This window comes from Streptomyces sp. NPDC088766 (genome assembly GCF_044750845.1).
Classification (GTDB): Bacteria; Actinomycetota; Actinomycetes; order Streptomycetales; family Streptomycetaceae; genus Streptomyces.
This window is the reverse complement of sequence record NZ_JBIVKQ010000005.1, coordinates 309,976-327,018: the sequence shown is the minus strand read 5'-3', so window position 1 is coordinate 327,018 and position 17,043 is coordinate 309,976. Positions and strand designations below refer to the sequence as shown.

Annotated in this window: 10 protein-coding genes and 1 pseudogene; all 11 read left to right on the top strand. The window is 72.2% G+C overall.

Going from position 1 to position 17,043, the window contains the following annotated elements:
* Nucleotides 1–96: 96 nt before the first annotated feature.
* The 11 genes and pseudogenes from mreC (at nt 97) to ACIP5W_RS10370 (ending at nt 17,003) form a co-directional block, all read left to right on the top strand.
* Nucleotides 97–1,038, top strand: coding sequence for a rod shape-determining protein MreC (gene mreC, locus ACIP5W_RS10420; protein WP_401469716.1), 942 nt, complete (start codon nt 97–99; stop codon nt 1,036–1,038).
* Nucleotides 1,039–1,052: 14 nt separating this feature from the next.
* Nucleotides 1,053–1,724 (top strand): rod shape-determining protein MreD, encoded by a 672-nt coding sequence (gene mreD, locus ACIP5W_RS10415; protein WP_401469713.1) that lies wholly within the window; start codon nt 1,053–1,055, stop codon nt 1,722–1,724.
* 266 nt (nt 1,725–1,990) lie between these two features.
* Nucleotides 1,991–4,249, top strand: a complete 2,259-nt coding sequence (gene mrdA / locus ACIP5W_RS10410; RefSeq protein ID WP_401469710.1) for a penicillin-binding protein 2 — start codon at nt 1,991–1,993, stop codon at nt 4,247–4,249.
* Nucleotides 4,246–5,445 carry a rod shape-determining protein RodA gene (gene rodA, locus ACIP5W_RS10405; protein WP_401469707.1) on the top strand — a complete coding sequence of 400 codons (1,200 nt, stop codon included), beginning with the start codon at nt 4,246–4,248 and terminating at the stop codon, nt 5,443–5,445. Before mrdA ends, rodA begins: the two co-directional genes overlap by 4 nt.
* Nucleotides 5,446–5,546: 101 nt before the next feature.
* A pseudogene (locus tag ACIP5W_RS10400) lies at nt 5,547–5,759 on the top strand (CYTH domain-containing protein); the annotation flags it as partial.
* Nucleotides 5,760–5,972: 213 nt separating this feature from the next.
* Nucleotides 5,973–7,898, top strand: a complete 1,926-nt coding sequence (locus ACIP5W_RS10395; RefSeq protein WP_401469704.1) for a TIGR03960 family B12-binding radical SAM protein — start codon at nt 5,973–5,975, stop codon at nt 7,896–7,898.
* 174 nt (nt 7,899–8,072) lie between these two features.
* The gene (locus ACIP5W_RS10390) at nt 8,073–9,128 is read left to right on the top strand and encodes a hypothetical protein (RefSeq protein ID WP_401469701.1); all 1,056 of its coding nucleotides are present in this window, start codon (nt 8,073–8,075) and stop codon (nt 9,126–9,128) included.
* A 48-nt stretch (nt 9,129–9,176) separates the two neighbouring features.
* Nucleotides 9,177–9,941, top strand: coding sequence for a TIGR03936 family radical SAM-associated protein (locus ACIP5W_RS10385; protein WP_401469698.1), 765 nt, complete (start codon nt 9,177–9,179; stop codon nt 9,939–9,941).
* Nucleotides 9,942–10,218: 277 nt separating this feature from the next.
* On the top strand, nt 10,219–14,415 hold the full coding sequence (locus tag ACIP5W_RS10380) for an Rne/Rng family ribonuclease (RefSeq protein WP_401469695.1): 4,197 nt from the start codon (nt 10,219–10,221) through the stop codon (nt 14,413–14,415).
* Nucleotides 14,416–14,874: 459 nt separating this feature from the next.
* On the top strand, nt 14,875–15,990 hold the full coding sequence (locus ACIP5W_RS10375; RefSeq protein WP_401469692.1) for a DegT/DnrJ/EryC1/StrS family aminotransferase: 1,116 nt from the start codon (nt 14,875–14,877) through the stop codon (nt 15,988–15,990).
* Nucleotides 15,987–17,003: a Gfo/Idh/MocA family protein gene (locus ACIP5W_RS10370; RefSeq protein WP_382785026.1), complete on the top strand. Its 1,017-nt coding sequence runs from the start codon at nt 15,987–15,989 to the stop codon at nt 17,001–17,003. Before ACIP5W_RS10375 ends, ACIP5W_RS10370 begins: the two co-directional genes overlap by 4 nt.
* Nucleotides 17,004–17,043: the final 40 nt, after the last annotated feature.

The window sequence follows — 17,043 nt, the reverse complement described above, 5'->3', positions numbered from 1 at the left end:
CCCAAGCGCCGCATACCGCGCCCCTCGGATTTTTCTGGGGGCCAAGCGAAATCCCGCATTCCCGCATTCCTATGAGGAAGGGCACGGCCGCCGCACGTGAGGGACACACGAGAGAGCCGGCTGCTCCTGGTGCTGCTGATCGCCGTCGCGTTCGCGCTGATCACGGTGGACATCCGCGGTGGAGAGGACTCCCCGGTCGACGGTGCCCGGCAGGCCGCGGCCGCGGCCTTCGGTCCGATCGAGGACGGAGTGGCCTCGGCGGTCGACCCCGTCGGCGACGCCGTCTCCGCCGTACGCGACTCCGGTGAGCGCCACGACCGGCTCGCCGCACTGGAGAAGGAGAACGCCGCCCTCAAGGCGAAACTCGGCAGCGACGACCGCAACCGCAGCCGGCTGGCGCAGCTCGACAAGATCCTCAAGACCGCCGGCGCCGGCCAGTACGGCATCAAGGGCGCCGAGGTCATCGCGATCGGAGCGGCCCAGGGCTTCTCCTGGACCGTCACCATCGACGTCGGCGCCAACGACGGCATCCGACGCGACATGACGGTCCTCAACGGCGACGGACTGGTCGGGCGGGTCACCACCGTCGGGCCGAACACCGCCACCGTCCTGCTCGCCAGCGACCCCGACTTCACCGTCGGCACCCGTATGGAGGCCTCCGACGAACTGGGCTTCGCCTCCGGGCAGGGCGACCGCCCGCTGCGCGTCGAACTCCTCAACGGCAAGGCCGAGGTGAAGAAGGGCGACCGTCTGGTCACCTTCGGCTCGCAGGCCGACAAGCCGTTCGTACCCGGCGTACCGGTCGGCGTGGTATCCCGCGTCGATCCGTCCGGCGGCGACCTCACCCGCACCCTCTACGTCACGCCGTACGTCAGCTTCACCAAGCTCGACATCGTCGGCGTCGTCGTCGAGGCCCCGAAGAAGGACCCGCGCGACACCGTGCTGCCCACCAAGCCCAAGCCGGTCCCCACGCCGACGGTGACCGTCACGGTCACCCCGAACGCGAACGCACCCGTCGAAGGCCAGGAAGAGCAGTAGGAGCTGACTACCCCATGCGCGTCAACCGGATCCTGCTCTCCGTCCCGCTGATCGTCGTCGCCCTGGTGATCCAGGTGAGCGTCCTCGCCCGCCTGCACCTCCCCGGCGCCGTCCCCGACCTGCTCCTCCTCACCGTCCTGGGCCTCGCCCTGGTCTACGGCCACGTCGGCGGCGCCCTCATCGGTTTCGGCGCCGGACTGCTCGCCGACCTCGCCCCGCCCGCCGACCACGCCGCCGGCCGCTACGCCCTCGTGCTGTGCGTCATCGGCTACCTGGCCGGGCTCGTCAAGCCGGAGACCGGCCGCATCAAGTCGGCCACCGCTCCGATGCTCGTCGTGGTCGCCGCCGCGATCGGCTCCACCCTGCTGTACGCCGGTGTCGGTGCCCTCGTCGGCGACACCGCCGCCCGCCACGTCGGCCTCACCGGCCTGCTGTTCTCGGCGGCCCTGTACGACCTGCTGCTCGCCCCCTTCGTCGTGCCGGGCGTGATGTTCCTGGCCCGGCGCGCGGACAACGACCCGCTCGCCGAGACCAACTCCGCCGCCAAGACGCCCGACATCTCCTCCGGGTGGCTCTCCTCCGGCACCGGCCTGCGGATCGGCGGTCAGCGCGGCGGCCTGAAGATGAAGGCGGCCCGCTCCCGGATGGCCCGTGCCGGGCGCATCAAGGGGGTCAAGCGGCTGTGATCGCGGGGGAGTCGAGGACGGGTGACGCGGGAGACGGCGCCGGTCGCGTCCCGTGCGCGGGTGAGGCCCGCGGGTTCACCCGAACGGGGTCACCGCGGTGGAACGGGGCCGCACAGGCTGATCGTTCATCATGCGTACGCACAGCCACCGGCACACGCACACCCGCATCCACCACCGGTACACGAACATCCACCGGTACACGCACATCCACAGGCACTCGCATCCGGGCACACACGTCCGCGCACTGAGAGGGGGAGACAGCCGCAGTGACCAACATTCCCGAGACCGGGAGGACCCCACGGGTCCAGATCCGGCTCGTCGTGATCCAGATCCTCGTCCTCTCCCTCCTCGGCACCCTCGGCGGCCGGCTGTGGTACCTCCAGATCCGTGAGGGCGCGGAGTACGCCAAGGAGGCCTCCGGCAACCACGTCCAGCAGGTCGTCGAGCCCGCCGTGCGCGGCTCCATCCTGGACGCGCGAGGGGTCCCCCTCGCGGACAACGAGACACGGCTCGTCGTCTCCGCCTCCCGTACCGAACTGCTCAAGCAGAAGGACGACGGCAAGGCCGTCCTGGCCAAGCTCGCCGACGTCCTCGGCATGACCGCCGAGGACGTCACGCTGAAGGTCCGGCTGTGCGACGCGAAGACCCCCCAGCCCTGCTGGAACGGCTCGCCCTACCAGCCCATCCCCATCACCGACGAGGCCACGCCCAAGCAGGCCCTCCAGATCCGCGAGCGCGCCGAGGACTTCCCCGGCATCACCGCCGAACCCGAGGCCGTGCGCCGCTACACCAGCCCCGGCGCGGCCAACACCGCCCAGGTCCTCGGCTACCTCTCCCCGGTCACCGACGAGGAGATCACCAAGGCCCAGGACACCGACTCGCCCTTCCTGCGCTCCGACCAGGTCGGCCGGTCCGGGCTGGAGCGTCAGTACGACAAGGAACTGCGCGGCAAGGCCGGCGTCACCCGCTACGAGGTCGACAACCTCGGCCGGGTCATCGGCGAGGCCGAGGCCGACCCGGCACAGCCCGGCTCCAACCTCGTCACCAGCATCGACGCCCGCGTCCAGCGAGTCGCCGAGTACGAGCTGAACGAGGCGATGAAGGAAGCCCGCAAGCAGTTCGACAAGAACACCGGCGAGAACTACAAGGCCGACGCCGGCGCGGTCGTCGTGATGGAGGCCAAGACCGGCCGCGTGGTCGCCATGGCGTCCAACCCGAACTACGACCCGAACGCCTGGGTGGGCGGCATCTCCGCCAAGGACTACAAGAAGCTCACCGGGAAGTCCTCCAACTACCCGCTGCTCAACAGGGCCATACAGGGTCAGGCGGCCCCCGGCTCGATCTTCAAGGTGGTCTCCACGGCCGCCGCGGTCCAGGCGGGCTACGAGTTCGACGGACGGTACAACTGCTCCAGCTCGTACTCGGTCGGAGGCCAGGTCTTCAAGAACTTCGAGTCCCAGAACCACGGCCCGATCAGCCTCGGCCGGGCCCTGGAGGTCTCCTGCGACACCGTCTTCTACTCCCTCGCCCACCAGCAGTGGCAGAAGGACGGCGGCATCGACCCCAAGGGCAAGCCGAAGGACTACTTCTACAAGACCGCCCACCAGTTCGGCCTCGGCAAGGAGACCGGCATCGACCTCCCCAACGAGGTCAGCGGTCGCGTCCCCGACCGCGAGTGGAAGCAGTCCTACTGGGACGCCAACAAGGCCGGCTGGTGCAAGACCGGCAAGAAGGACGGCAGTTACGTCGAGAAGATCGCGTACGAGAACTGCCTCGAGGGCAACAAGATGCGCGCCGGTGACGAGATCAACTACTCCATCGGCCAGGGCGACACCCTGGTGACACCCATTCAGATGGCCACCATCTACGCGGCCATCGCCAACGGCGGCACCCTGTACGACCCGACGGTCGGCAAGGCCATCATCAGCCCCGACGGCAAGACGGTCCAGGAGATCGAGCCGAAGGCGCACGGCAAGCTGCCCGTCAGCAAGCAGACCCTGGCCCAGATGGACGAGGCCCTTGCCGGCGTGGCCACCCGCGGTACGGCGGCCTGGCGCTTCGGCGGCTGGCCGCAGGACAAGATCGAGATGCACGCCAAGACCGGTACCGCCGAGGTCTACGGCAAGCAGACGACGTCCTGGTTCGCCACGTACACCAAGGACTACTCGATCGTCATGACGATCTCCCAGGGCGGTACGGGATCCGGTGCCTCCGGCCCGGCCGTGCGGAACATATACGACGCTCTGTACGGCATCTCCGACGACGGCGTGATCAACAAGAAGAACGCGCTGCTGCCCACCCCGCAGAAGACCCTGCCGAAGATCAAGACGGACGGCACGATCGCGTCCCCGAAGATCTCCAAGGACCCGGCGAAGGAGCAGCAGACCTACCAGAAGGCCACCGCGACCGGCACCCCCGCCCCGGACGGGACGCAGCAGGGAGCCACCACCGCCTCACCCGAGGCCACCAACCGTGACACGCGGCGGCGAGGACGCCGGCGGGGAAGCCGGAGGAAGTGCACATGACCGGCGCGAACGGCTTCTCCGTCTCCGGGTACGGGCCCGAACGGGCCGGCTGGACGCGGCTCTTCGCCCGCGACTCGCTGGCGCGGCGCCTGGACTGGCCGATACTGCTGGCGGCGATCGCGCTGTCGCTGATCGGCTCCCTGCTGGTGTACTCGGCGACCCGCAACCGCACCGAGATCAACCAGGGCGACCCGTACTTCTTCCTGATGCGGCACCTGCTGAACACCGGCATCGGGCTCGCCCTGATGATCGGCACGGTCTGGCTCGGCCACCGCACGCTGCGCAACGCCGTACCGGTCCTGTACGGCCTGTCGGTCCTGCTGATCCTGCTGGTGCTCACCCCGCTCGGCTCCACCGTCAACGGCGCGCACTCCTGGATCCAGCTCGGCGGCGGCTTCTCGCTCCAGCCCTCGGAGTTCGTGAAGATCACGATCATCCTGGGCATGGCCATGCTGCTGGCGGCCAGGGTCGACGCCGGCGACAAGCTCTACCCCGACCACCGCACGGTGCTCCAGGCCCTCGGCCTGGCCGCCGTACCGATGCTGATCGTCATGCTGATGCCCGACCTCGGTTCGGTCATGGTCATGGTCATCATCGTGCTGGGCGTACTGCTGGCCTCCGGCGCCTCCAACCGGTGGGTCTTCGGGCTGCTCGGCGCGGGCGCCGCCGGTGCGCTCGCCGTCTGGCAGCTGCACATCCTGGACGACTACCAGATCGCCCGCTTCGCGGCCTTCGCCAACCCCAGCCTCGACCCCGCCGGTGTCGGCTACAACACCAACCAGGCGCGCATCGCCATCGGTTCGGGCGGCCTGACCGGGTCCGGGCTGTTCGAGGGCTCGCAGACGACCGGCCAGTTCGTGCCCGAACAGCAGACGGACTTCGTGTTCACGGTCGCCGGCGAGGAACTCGGCTTCGTCGGCGGCGGCCTCATCATCGTGCTGCTCGGCGTCGTCCTGTGGCGGGCCTGCCGCATCGCCCGCGAGACTACCGAGCTGTACGGCACGATCGTCGCCGCCGGGATAGTCGCCTGGTTCGCCTTCCAGGCCTTCGAGAACATCGGCATGACCCTCGGCATCATGCCGGTCACCGGCCTGCCCCTGCCGTTCGTGTCCTACGGCGGCACGTCGATGTTCGCGGTGTGGGTGGCGGTCGGACTGTTGCAGTCGATCCGGGTCCAGCGGCCCATGTCGGCCTGAGCGGCCCGCACACCACGGCACTCACCGCGCCCCGCGCGCGGGGGGAGGTCGAGCCCGGTCGGCCCTGCCGTCCCGGGCTCGACCGCCACTAGATTCGGGTCATCACGGAGACGAAACGCGAGGTCGAGCGCAAGTACGAATCCGATGACGGCGGGCTGCCCGATCTGACGCGCGTCCCCGGGGTCGCCGCCGTCACCGACAAGGGCGTCACCGAACCGGACGCCACCTACTACGACACCGCCGACGCGCGGCTCTCCGCCGCCTCCCTCACCCTGCGGCGCCGCACCGGCGGACGAGAGCGCCTTCACCTACGGACTGCTCCACGGCAGGGAGGAACGGCGGGCGGAAGCGGCGGAGGCGGCGCTGCCACAGGCGTGGGAGACGACCGGCGCGGCGGCGGCGGTCTGAGACACCGGGCCCTTCCGGCGTTCGGGGACACCTCGTGAGCGGGTTAGGCTAGATGGTCACCCTCCCCCAGCCCCTCCGGCCGGGGGTGCCCCCAGCCAGCTCACGAAGGTAACCTCGCGATGTCTGTCGAGTCGGTCTTCCCACAGCTCGAAGCTCTGCTCCCGCACGTGCAGAAGCCGATCCAGTACGTCGGCGGCGAACTCAACTCCACGGTCAAGCCCTGGGAGTCCTGCGACGTCCGCTGGGCGCTGATGTACCCGGACGCCTACGAGGTCGGGCTCCCCAACCAGGGCGTCATGATCCTCTACGAGGTCCTCAACGAGCAGGAGGGCGTCCTCGCCGAGCGCACGTACAGCGTGTGGCCGGACCTGGAGGCCCTGATGCGCGAGCACCGCGTCCCGCAGTTCACCGTGGACAGCCACCGCCCGGTGAAGGCCTTCGACGTGTTCGGCCTGTCCTTCTCCACCGAGCTGGGCTACACGAACATGCTGACCGCGCTGGACCTGGCGGGCATCCCGCTGGAGGCCCGGGACCGCGGTCTCGACGACCCGATCGTGCTGGCCGGCGGCCACGCGGCCTTCAACCCCGAGCCGATCGCCGACTTCATCGACGCGGCGGTCATCGGCGACGGCGAGCAGGCCGTGCTCGACATGACGAGGATCATCCGGGAGTGGAAGACCGAGGGCCGGCCGGGCGGCCGCGAGGAGGTCCTCCTCCGCCTGGCCAGGACCGGCGGCGTGTACATCCCGCGTTTCTACGACGTCGAGTACCTGCCGGACGGCCGCATCGCCCGCGTCGTGCCCAACCGGTCCGGCGTTCCGTGGCGGGTGTCGAAGCACACGGTCATGGACCTCGACGAGTGGCCGTACCCGAAGCAGCCCCTCGTCCCGCTCGCCGAGACGGTGCACGAGCGCATGTCGGTGGAGATCTTCCGCGGCTGCACCCGCGGCTGCCGCTTCTGCCAGGCCGGCATGATCACCCGCCCGGTCCGTGAGCGCTCCATCACCGGCATCGGCGAGATGGTGGAGAAGGGCCTGAAGGCGACCGGCTTCGAGGAGGTCGGCCTGCTGTCGCTGTCCTCCGCGGACCACAGCGAGATCGGCGACGTCGCCAAGGGCCTCGCGGACCGCTACGAGGAAGACAAGATCGGCCTCTCCCTGCCCTCGACCCGCGTGGACGCCTTCAACGTCGACCTGGCCAACGAGCTGACGCGCAACGGCCGCCGGTCCGGCCTCACCTTCGCCCCCGAGGGCGGCTCCGAGCGCATGCGCAAGGTCATCAACAAGATGGTCTCGGAAGAGGACCTGATCCGCACCGTCGCCACCGCGTACGGCAACGGCTGGCGCCAGGTGAAGCTGTACTTCATGTGCGGTCTGCCGACGGAGACCGACGAGGACGTCCTGCAGATCGCCGACATGGCGACCCGCGTCATCCAGAAGGGCCGCGAGGTCTCCGGCGCCAACGACATCCGCTGCACGGTCTCCATCGGCGGCTTCGTGCCCAAGCCGCACACCCCCTTCCAGTGGGCGCCGCAGCTCTCCGCCGAGGAGACGGACGCCCGCCTGGAGAAGCTCCGCGACAAGATCCGCGGCGACAAGAAGTACGGCCGCTCGATCGGCTTCCGCTACCACGACGGCAAGCCCGGCATCGTCGAGGGCCTGCTGTCCCGTGGCGACCGCCGCATCGGCGCCGTCATCCGCGCGGTCTACGAGGACGGCGGCCGCTTCGACGGCTGGCGCGAACACTTCTCCTACGACCGCTGGATGAGCTGCGCCGACAAGGCCCTGGCCCCCCTCGGCGTGGACGTCGACTGGTACACCACCCGCGAGCGCGGCTACGAGGAGGTCCTGCCCTGGGACCACCTGGACTCCGGCCTCGACAAGGACTGGCTCTGGGAGGACTGGCAGGACGCCCTCGACGAGACGGAGGTCGAGGACTGCCGCTGGACGCCGTGCTTCGACTGCGGCGTGTGCCCTGCCATGGACACTTCAATTCAGATCGGCCCCACGGGCAAGAAGCTGCTGCCGCTGACGGTCGTGAAGTAGCGCCACCGCGCGCGGGAGGGCCCGGCCGCACCGAACGGTGCGGCCGGGCCCTCGTGCGTGGGCGGGCGTGCCGGGCGGCCGACGGCGCCGGTCTTCCGGGCCGCGGCGCCGAGCCGGGGCGCGCAAGGCGGGGACCACGGGATCCGGACGGGCCGCCGTGGCGTCCTCGTGGGTATGGACCTCGACAAACCGTCCGGCGAACCGTCCGTCCGGCAGCCCGTGCCCCGGCAGCCCGACGGGTGTCTCGTCGTCGCGATCAGGCTGCCCGTGCGGATCGTCGCGCTCGTACTGGTCCTGCCGGTACGCATGGCGTGGGACGCGCTCGTCGTCGCCGGCCGCTTCCTGAACCGCACCCTGCTGCGTCCGCTCGGCCGGGCCCTGCTGTGGCTGGGCAGGGTCATCGTGGTCCTGCCCCTGGCGGGCCTGTGGCGGTACGTCGCCGTCCCCTTCGGCAAGGCGCTGGCCCGGCTGGCGAGGGTGCTGGTCGTCGCCCCGCTGGTGTGGTGCCACCGCTGCCTCCTCACCCCCGTCGGCCATGCCCTGGCCTGGCTGTACGCGCACGTCCTCACCCCCGCGGCCATCGGCCTGGGAGCCGCCCTGGCCTGGCTGGCGCGGTATCTGGTCGCCCTGCCCGCCCGTTGGCTGTACGGCCGGGTCCTGGCCCCTGCCGGGCGGGCGATCGCCTGGTGCGTACGGGGGGTGTGGTGGCTGTTCGCCCTGCTCGTCACCGGGATCGGCCGGGTCCTGTACTGGGCCGTCCGCGCCCTCGTCGTCCTCGTGGCGCTGCCCGCGTCGGCCCTGTGGCGGTGGGTCCTCGTGCCGGTCGGCCGTGTCCTCGCCGTCGTCGGACGGGAGGTGTGGGACGCCCTCCGGCACGCCTGGCGGATCGCCGGCCGCCTCTCGCTCGCCGTCGGGCGAATCCTCGGGACCCTCCTGCGGTGGATCTTCGTGGAGCCGGTGCGCCGGGTGTACCGCAGCGTGCTGACGCCGGTCGGGCACCTCGTCCGCGACGTCGTGCTGCGGCCCGCCGCCGAGGCCGCGCGTGCCGTGGGCCGCACCGGACGGCAGGCCCTGGAAGCCGCCCGCGCGTCCGTGCGGCAGGCACGCGCCGACGTGCGACGGCTGCTGTTCGGCGGGCCCCGGCAGCCGGAGCCCGTGGCCCGGAGGGAACCTTCCGGGCGCGGGACACGTACTCTTGATAGCAGTACGACCGCTCTCACGAAGGACTGAACGACACTGGGCAAGCGACAGCCCGAAGGCCCGCCGCCCGCACCCGCGGTGCAGCGCATCCGCCTGCGCTACACCAAGCGCGGCCGCCTCCGGTTCACCAGCCACCGTGACTTCCAGCGTGCCTTCGAGCGCGCGTTGCGCCGTGCCGAGGTGCCGATGGCGTACTCGGCGGGGTTCACGCCGCACCCGAAGGTGTCGTACGCCAATGCCGCACCCACCGGCACGGGCAGCGAGGCGGAGTACCTGGAGATCGCGCTCACCGAGGCGCGGGATCCGCAGAAGCTGCGTGAGCTGCTCGACGAGTCGTTGCCCACCGGGCTCGACATCGTCGACGCGGTCGAGGCCCGTACGTCCGGGCTCGCCGACAGGCTCACGGCCTCCGTGTGGGAGATGCGCCTGCCCGGCGTGGAGCCCGCGGAAGCCGACCGCGCGGTGGCCGCCTTCGTCGCGGCCGACACCGTCGAGGTCCAGCGGCTGATGAAGAACGGCGTCCGCACCTTCGACGCCCGCTCCGCCGTCGTGCACCTCGAAGCACTGGATCCACAGGCCGATAGGCCGACGGACCAGCCCTGTGCGATACTGCGGCTGGTTGTTCGGCACGTGACGCCTGCCGTTCGACCCGACGACGTCCTGTCCGGTCTTCGCGCCGTGGCCGACCTCGCGCCGCCGGTCCCCGCAGGGGTGACCAGGCTGGCGCAGGGGCTGTTCGATGAAGAGACCGGCGCGGTGACCGACCCGCTCGCGCCCGACCGCGAGGCAGCCGAGGCCCTGACAACGGCCGATGTGACTGCCGCCGCGAAGGCGCCGGCGTAAGGAAGGTTCCGCACAGGGACGCACGTCGTAGCGCAGCCCTCGCACTCGGGAGCCACCTGGGTCGGGCAGCGCACCGACCACAAGACTTTCGCCAGGCCGTGCACATTCGGTGTACGGAACCGGCGAGACAGGACACTAGAGAGCTCCCGTGCGGCGCCCGCGCCCCGGACGGCGGCACCGCGCACAGCGCGAGCCGCGGACGTCAACGGCGACCGATCCACCGTGATCGGCACCGGACCAGCGCGGCGCCCGGGAGCCTGACGGGAGATACGCCCGCATGCTCGAACCGACCGAATCCACAGAGTCCGTTCCGGACTCCGCAGCGAACACCCCGAGCGACACCCTGCCGCCGCGTCGCCGGCGCCGTGCCGCCTCCCGGCCGGCGGGCCCGCCGGCCGGCGCCGCCGAGGCCTCCGCCGAGACCGTCGAGCCGACCGCGGCGGCCGCCGAGACCGCCGCCGACCTGGCCGCGGAGGACACCGAGGAAGAGCCGACGGCCGACACCGCCGTCGGGGCCGCCGCGCCCGCCGAGGAGGCTGTGCCCGCCGCCCGTCCGCGCCGTCGTGCCACCCGCCGGGCGTCCGCGCCCGCCGGTACTCCGGCCGGTGCCTCCGCCGCGGCCGAGGCCGCCGAGACCGTGGTGCCTGCGACCGCCGCCGCGCCGGTGGAGCCGGCCGAGGCCGTCGCCGCGGAGCAGGCCCCCGCCGAGGAACCCGCACCGCGCCGCACCCGCCGCCGGGCCACCCGCACCGTGACGGCACCCGCCGCCGTGGAGCAGACCGAGACCCCGGAGACCACCACGGTGGCACCCGGGAGCGTGGTCCCCGAGGCGGCCGAGGCCGCCGTGACGGCTGAGGAGCCCGCCGAGGCCGCGCCCGCCGGGCGGAGCCGCCGCAGGGCCACGCGCCGGGCGACGGCGCCCACCGGTGCTCCGCAGGAGGCCGAGGCCACCGAGGTCACCGGGACCGCCGCCCAGGTCGCCGAGGCGCCCGCCGTGGCCGAGCAGGCCGAGCCCGCAGAGGCGCCCGCCGCCGAGGAGGCGGCGCCCAAGGGCCGTACGCGCCGCCGGGCCGCCCGTGCCGCCGCCGCGCCCGCCGAGGCGCCGGAGCAGGCCGAGGCTCCCACCGAGCCCGTCGAGCCCACCGAGCCCGTCGTCGTGGAGGCGAAGGCGCCCGAGGCGCCCGAGGCGCCCGCGCCGCAGGCCGAGGAGGAGGCCGGCCCCCGCCGTGGGCGCCGGCGCGTCACCCGCAAGGCCGCCGTCGGGTTCTCCGCGCCCCCGCGTCCGGCCGGTGAGGAGGACGCCCCACGTCGTCCCGCCCGTCCCGCGGTCGCCGTGTTCCAGGCGCCCGTGTTCACCGAGCCGCGCTTCCAGACGCCCGAGCGCGCCGCCGCCGAGGCCGCTGCTGCCGGCGCCGAGGTGGAGGAGCCCGTCGAGGAGCCCGTGGCGCCGGTCGAGGCCGCCGAGGAGCTTGTGGAGGAGCAGGCCGGGTCGCGGCGCCGCCGCAGGCGCCGGGCCGCCGGTCCCGCCGAGGAGCCCGCAGAGCCGGTCAGGGCCGCCGAGCTCGTCGCCGAGCCCGCCGCCGAGGACGAGGCGGAGCCGGAGGAGGCCGACGAGGCCGCCGAGGGTGACGACGACACCGACGAGGGCGCGTCGCGCCGCCGTCGCCGCCGGGGTGGCCGTCGCCGCCGTCGCGGTGACAGCGCCGAGGGCGACTCCAGTGACGTCGACGCCGAGGAGCCGGCCGCCGAGCAGGCCGCGCAGGACGCCGAGGACACCGTCGAGCAGGAGGACGAGGACGCCGAGGAGGGCCCCGCCGACGACGAGACGGGCTCCACCGCGGGCAGCCGCCGTCGCCGCCGTCGTCGCCGCCGTGCCGGGGACTCCTCGACCGACGCCGAGCCGGGCGCCGGCGATCCGGAGCGCACCGTCGTCAAGGTCCGCGAGCCGCGCAAGGCCGGCGAGCCGTCCGACGAGGTCCAGTCCATCAAGGGCTCGACCCGTCTGGAGGCGAAGAAGCAGCGCCGCCGCGAGGGCCGTGAGCAGGGCCGCCGCCGCGTCCCGATCATCACCGAGGCCGAGTTCCTGGCCCGCCGCGAGGCCGTCGAGCGCGTGATGGTCGTCCGCCAGCACGGCGACCGCACGCAGATCGGCGTGCTGGAGGACGGCGTGCTCGTCGAGCACTACGTCAACAAGGAGCAGGCCACTTCCTACGTCGGCAACGTGTACCTGGGCAAGGTCCAGAACGTGCTGCCGTCGATGGAGGCCGCCTTCATCGACATCGGCAAGGGCCGCAACGCCGTCCTGTACGCGGGCGAGGTCAACTTCGAGGCGCTGGGCATGGCCAACGGGCCGCGCCGCATCGAGTCCGCCCTGAAGTCCGGCCAGCCGGTCCTCACCCAGGTCACCAAGGACCCGATCGGCCACAAGGGTGCCCGTCTGACCAGCCAGGTCTCCCTGCCGGGCCGCTACCTCGTGTACGTGCCCGAGGGTTCGATGACCGGCATCAGCCGCAAGCTGCCCGACACCGAGCGGGCCCGGCTGAAGAGCATCCTCAAGAAGATCGTCCCCGAGGACGCGGGCGTCATCGTGCGCACCGCCGCCGAGGGCGCGAGCGAGGACGAGCTGCGCCGTGACGTCGAGCGGCTCCAGTCGCAGTGGGAGGACATCCAGAAGAAGGCCAAGAGCGGCAACGCCCCGACGCTGCTGTACGGCGAGCCGGACATGACCGTCCGGGTCGTGCGCGACATCTTCAACGAGGACTTCACCAAGGTCGTCGTCAGTGGCGACGAGGCCTGGTCGACCATCCACGGCTACGTCTCCCACGTCGCTCCGGACCTGGCCGACCGGCTGTCGAAGTGGACCTCCGAGGTCGACGTCTTCGCCACCTACCGGATCGACGAGCAGCTCGCCAAGGCGCTGGACCGCAAGGTCTGGCTGCCCAGCGGCGGTTCGCTGGTGATCGACCGGACCGAGGCGATGATCGTCGTCGACGTCAACACCGGCAAGTTCACCGGTCAGGGCGGCAACCTCGAGGAGACGGTCACCAGGAACAACCTGGAGGCGGCCGAGGAGATCGTGCGTCAGCTCAGGCTGCGCGACCTCGGCGGCATCATCGTGATCGACTTCATCGACATGGTGCTGGAGTCCAACCGGGACCTGGTGCTGCGGCGCCTGCTGGAGTGCCTGGGCCGGGACCGCACCAAGCACCAGGTCGCCGAGGTGACCTCGCTGGGTCTGGTGCAGATGACCCGCAAGCGGGTCGGCCAGGGCCTGCTGGAGTCGTTCTCCGAGACCTGCGTCCACTGCAACGGCCGCGGTGTGATCGTCCACCTCGACCAGCCGGCCGCCGTCGGTGGCGGCGGCAAGCGGAGCAAGAAGCGCGGTCGGGGCGGCGACGCCCACGAGCACGAGCACGAGACCGTCGGCGCCGAGACCGTGGTGAGCTCCTGCGAGGAGACCGAGAGCGCGGCCGAGGTCGCCGCCGAGGTGGCCGAGCCGGTCGCCCTGGAGGTGCCCGAGTTCGAGCCCGACGAGGAGCTGTACAGCAGCGTCGCCGAGGCGGAGGCCGCCGCCGGCCGCGGTCGTGGCCGTCGCCGGTCGAGCCGCCGGGCCTCGGCTCCCGCGGGTGCGCCGAGGAGCGGCGCGCCGAAGCGGGGGGCTGTTTCCGAGCCGGTCGCGGAGGCGCCCACGGCGCAGGACGTGACCGCCGAGGCGGAGGCCGAGCGCCCGGTGCAGCCGGCCGAGGCCGCCGTCGCGCACGCCGCGCCGACGGCCGTCGAGGACCCGGTGGTCGAGGCCGCCGTGGCCGAGGCACCCGCCGTCGAGGAGGCACCCGCCGTCGAGGAGGCGGCGCCCAAGGGCCGTACGCGTCGGCGGGCCACGCGCAAGGTGTCCGCGCCGGCAGGTTCGCCCGCCGGAGCGGAAGCCGCCGTCGTGACGGTCGCCGAGCCGGCGCCCGCGCAGGTTCCGGCGGAGCGGACCGAGGAGCAGGCCGAGGAGCAGGCCGAGTCCGTCACCGAGCCGGCCGCGGAGCCCGTGGCCGAGCCGGTCGTCGGGAGCGCGCCCCCGGCCCGTCCGCGGCGCCGCGCCGTGCGCAAGGCCACCGCGCCCACCGCGCCCGAGGAGGCGGCCGTCGTGGTCGTGCCGTCGGCTGCGGCGGAGGCCTCGGTGGACGTTCCCACGGCGGCCCCGGTCGAGGCTCCGGCGGAGGTTTCGGCCGAGGCTCCGGCGGAGGCCGTCGAGGAGTCGGAGGAGGGCGCCCCGGCCAAGAAGACGGCCGCCCGCAAGACGGCGAAGAAGGCCACGGCCAAGAAGGCCGCCACCAAGAAGACCGTCGCGAAGAAGACGGCCGCGAAGAAGACGGTGGCCAAGAAGACGACGGCCAAGAAGGCGGCGAAGTCGGCGGCGTCGAAGACGACGACCGCGGCGGCGCAGCAGGCCGTGCCGTCCGTCTCGGCCACCACGGAGGACTGACCGTCCCGCCGGCCCCGCGGCCGGCCGGACAGCGGCGGCGGGTGACGCCCGGTGGCAACCGGGTGGTGCCCGCCGCCGCTCCTGTCGTGCCGCGTCGCCCGGCGTTCGTGCGCGGGCTAACCTGTCTCTCGCTTGTGACGAAGTGGACCTCAAGGACAGGTTTCTCTGTGGTAACCCTGGGGAAAATCGCCGTCTCCGTGCTGGTAACGTGAACCGTGGTCCCGGTGGCGACAGTCATGCCCGCCGTGACCGCAGCCGACCAGCACCTCCGGCCCTCCGGCTCGGATACGGCTGTATTCCCGCAAGGAACCCTCGGGGGGCGGGGTCCTGTGTACAAGCCGTTCGCCCGCCCACAGGCAGCGGTGAACACCCAGGGATGCGGCCGTGCTGATCTCGACGCGGCCCCTTCCCGACGAAGCACGACGCGCCTTTGAGGTCGCCGTAGAGGAGGGGATGTCGATGACCGACGCCCATGAGTTCATACCGGCCGCCAAGCCTGTGATCGGCGAGGAGGAGATCGAGGCCGCGGTCCGCGTGCTGCGCAGCGGCCGCGTCGTCCAGGGGCCCGAGGTGGCCGCCTTCGAGGAGGAGTTCTCGGAGCTGGTCGACGGGCGCCACTGTGTGGCCGTCAACTCCGGCACCTCGGCGCTGCACCTGACGCTGCTGGCTCTCGGCATCGGTCCGGGCGACGAGGTCGTCGTCCCCTCGTTCTCGTTCGCCGCTTCCGCCAACGCGGTGCGTCTGGTGGGCGCGGACGTGGTCTTCGCCGACATCGAGGCCGACACCTTCTGTCTGGACCCGGCCGCCTTCGAGGCGGCGATCACCCCGCGCACCGCCGCCGTCATGCCCGTCCACCTCTACGGCCACCCGGCCGCGATGGACCGGATCATGGCGATCGCGCAAGCGCACGGGCTCGCCGTCGTCGAGGACGCCTGCCAGGCCCACTCGGCCGCGCTGCACGGCACGCCGGTCGGTGCGTTCGGCTCCGCGGGCACCTTCAGCTTCTACCCGACCAAGAACATGCACAGCCTCGAGGGCGGCATGATCTCCACGGCTGACGCGGAGGTCGCGCGCACCCTGCGCCTGCTGCGCAACCAGGGCATGGAGCAGCGGTACGCCAACGAGATCGTCGGCGCCAACGTGCGGATGACGGACGTGTCCGCCGCGATCGGCCGCGTGCAGCGCGCCAAGCTCGGCGGCTGGACCGAGCAGCGCATCGCCAACGCCACCTACCTCACCGAGCACATCACCGCGCCGAACGTGGTGGCTCCCGAGGTCGCCGAGGGCGCGCGCCACGTGTACCACCAGTACACGGTGCGCATCCAGGGTGACCGCGAGGCCGCCATGGCCAAGCTGACCGAGGCCGGCATCGGCAACGCGGTCTACTACCCGACCCCGATCCACCGGCTCAAGCCGTACTGGGAGCCGGACCAGAAGGCGGGCCGTTCCTGGGACCTGCCGGAGACGGAGCGCGCGGCCGCCGAGGTCGTCTCGCTGCCCGTCCACCCCGCGCTGTCGGCGCAGGACCTGGAGCGCATCGTGACCGCCGTGAACGCGCTGGGAGAGCAGCTGTGACCAAGCCTCTGCGGGCCGGACTCGTCGGCCTCGGCTCGATGGGGCGTCACCACGCCCGTGTCCTGGCGGGCCTGGACGGCGTCGACTTCGTCGGCGTCGTCGACCCGATGGGCGACAAGTTCGGTGCCGCGCAGGGTGCGCCGGTCCTGAACACGGTCGAGGAGCTGATCGCCCTCGGGGTGGACTACGCGGTCGTGGCCTGCCCCACCCATCTGCACGAGGAGGTCGGTCTGGCGCTCGCCGGGGCCGGCGTCTGCGCGCTGATCGAGAAGCCGGTCGCCGACACCGTCGAGGGCGCCCGCCGGCTCGTCGAGGCCTTCGAGTCGCGCGGCCTGGTGGCCGGCGTGGGTCACATCGAGCGGTGCAACCCGGCACTGCGCTCGCTGCGCGCCCGTCTGGAGGCCGGCGAACTGGGTGACGTCTACCAGGTCGTCACCCGCCGCCAGGGCCCGTTCCCGCACCGCATCGCCGACGTCGGCGTGGTCAAGGACCTGGCCACGCACGACATCGACCTCACCGGCTGGGTGACGGGCCGTCAGTACGTGTCCATCGCCGCGCACACCGTCTCCAAGAGCGGCCGTGAGCACGAGGACATGGTCTCCGCGGTCGGCCGCCTGGACGACGGCACCATGGTCAACCACCTGGTCAACTGGCTGAGCCCGCTCAAGGAGCGGTTCACCTCGGTCACCGGAGAGCGCGGCTGCTTCATCGCCGACACCCTCACCGCCGACCTGACCTTCCACTCCAACGCGGCGGTGACCACCGAGTGGGAGGCCCTGCAGGCCTTCCGCGGTGTCTCCGAGGGCGACATGATCCGCTACGCCATCCCGAAGCGCGAGCCGCTCCAGGTGGAGCACGAGCTGTTCCGGGACGCGGTGCTCGGCGAGCCCGCCGACATCTGCACCCTGCGGCAGGGCATGCGTACCGTGGAGGTCGCGGCGGCGGTTCTCGCTTCGGCGACCAACGGCGGTACCGTCCATATCGACCCGGTCGAGCACGTGGCTGCCCGGTAGCTTCCGGTGCGCGCCACTGCCACCCGCCGGCCCCCCCTGG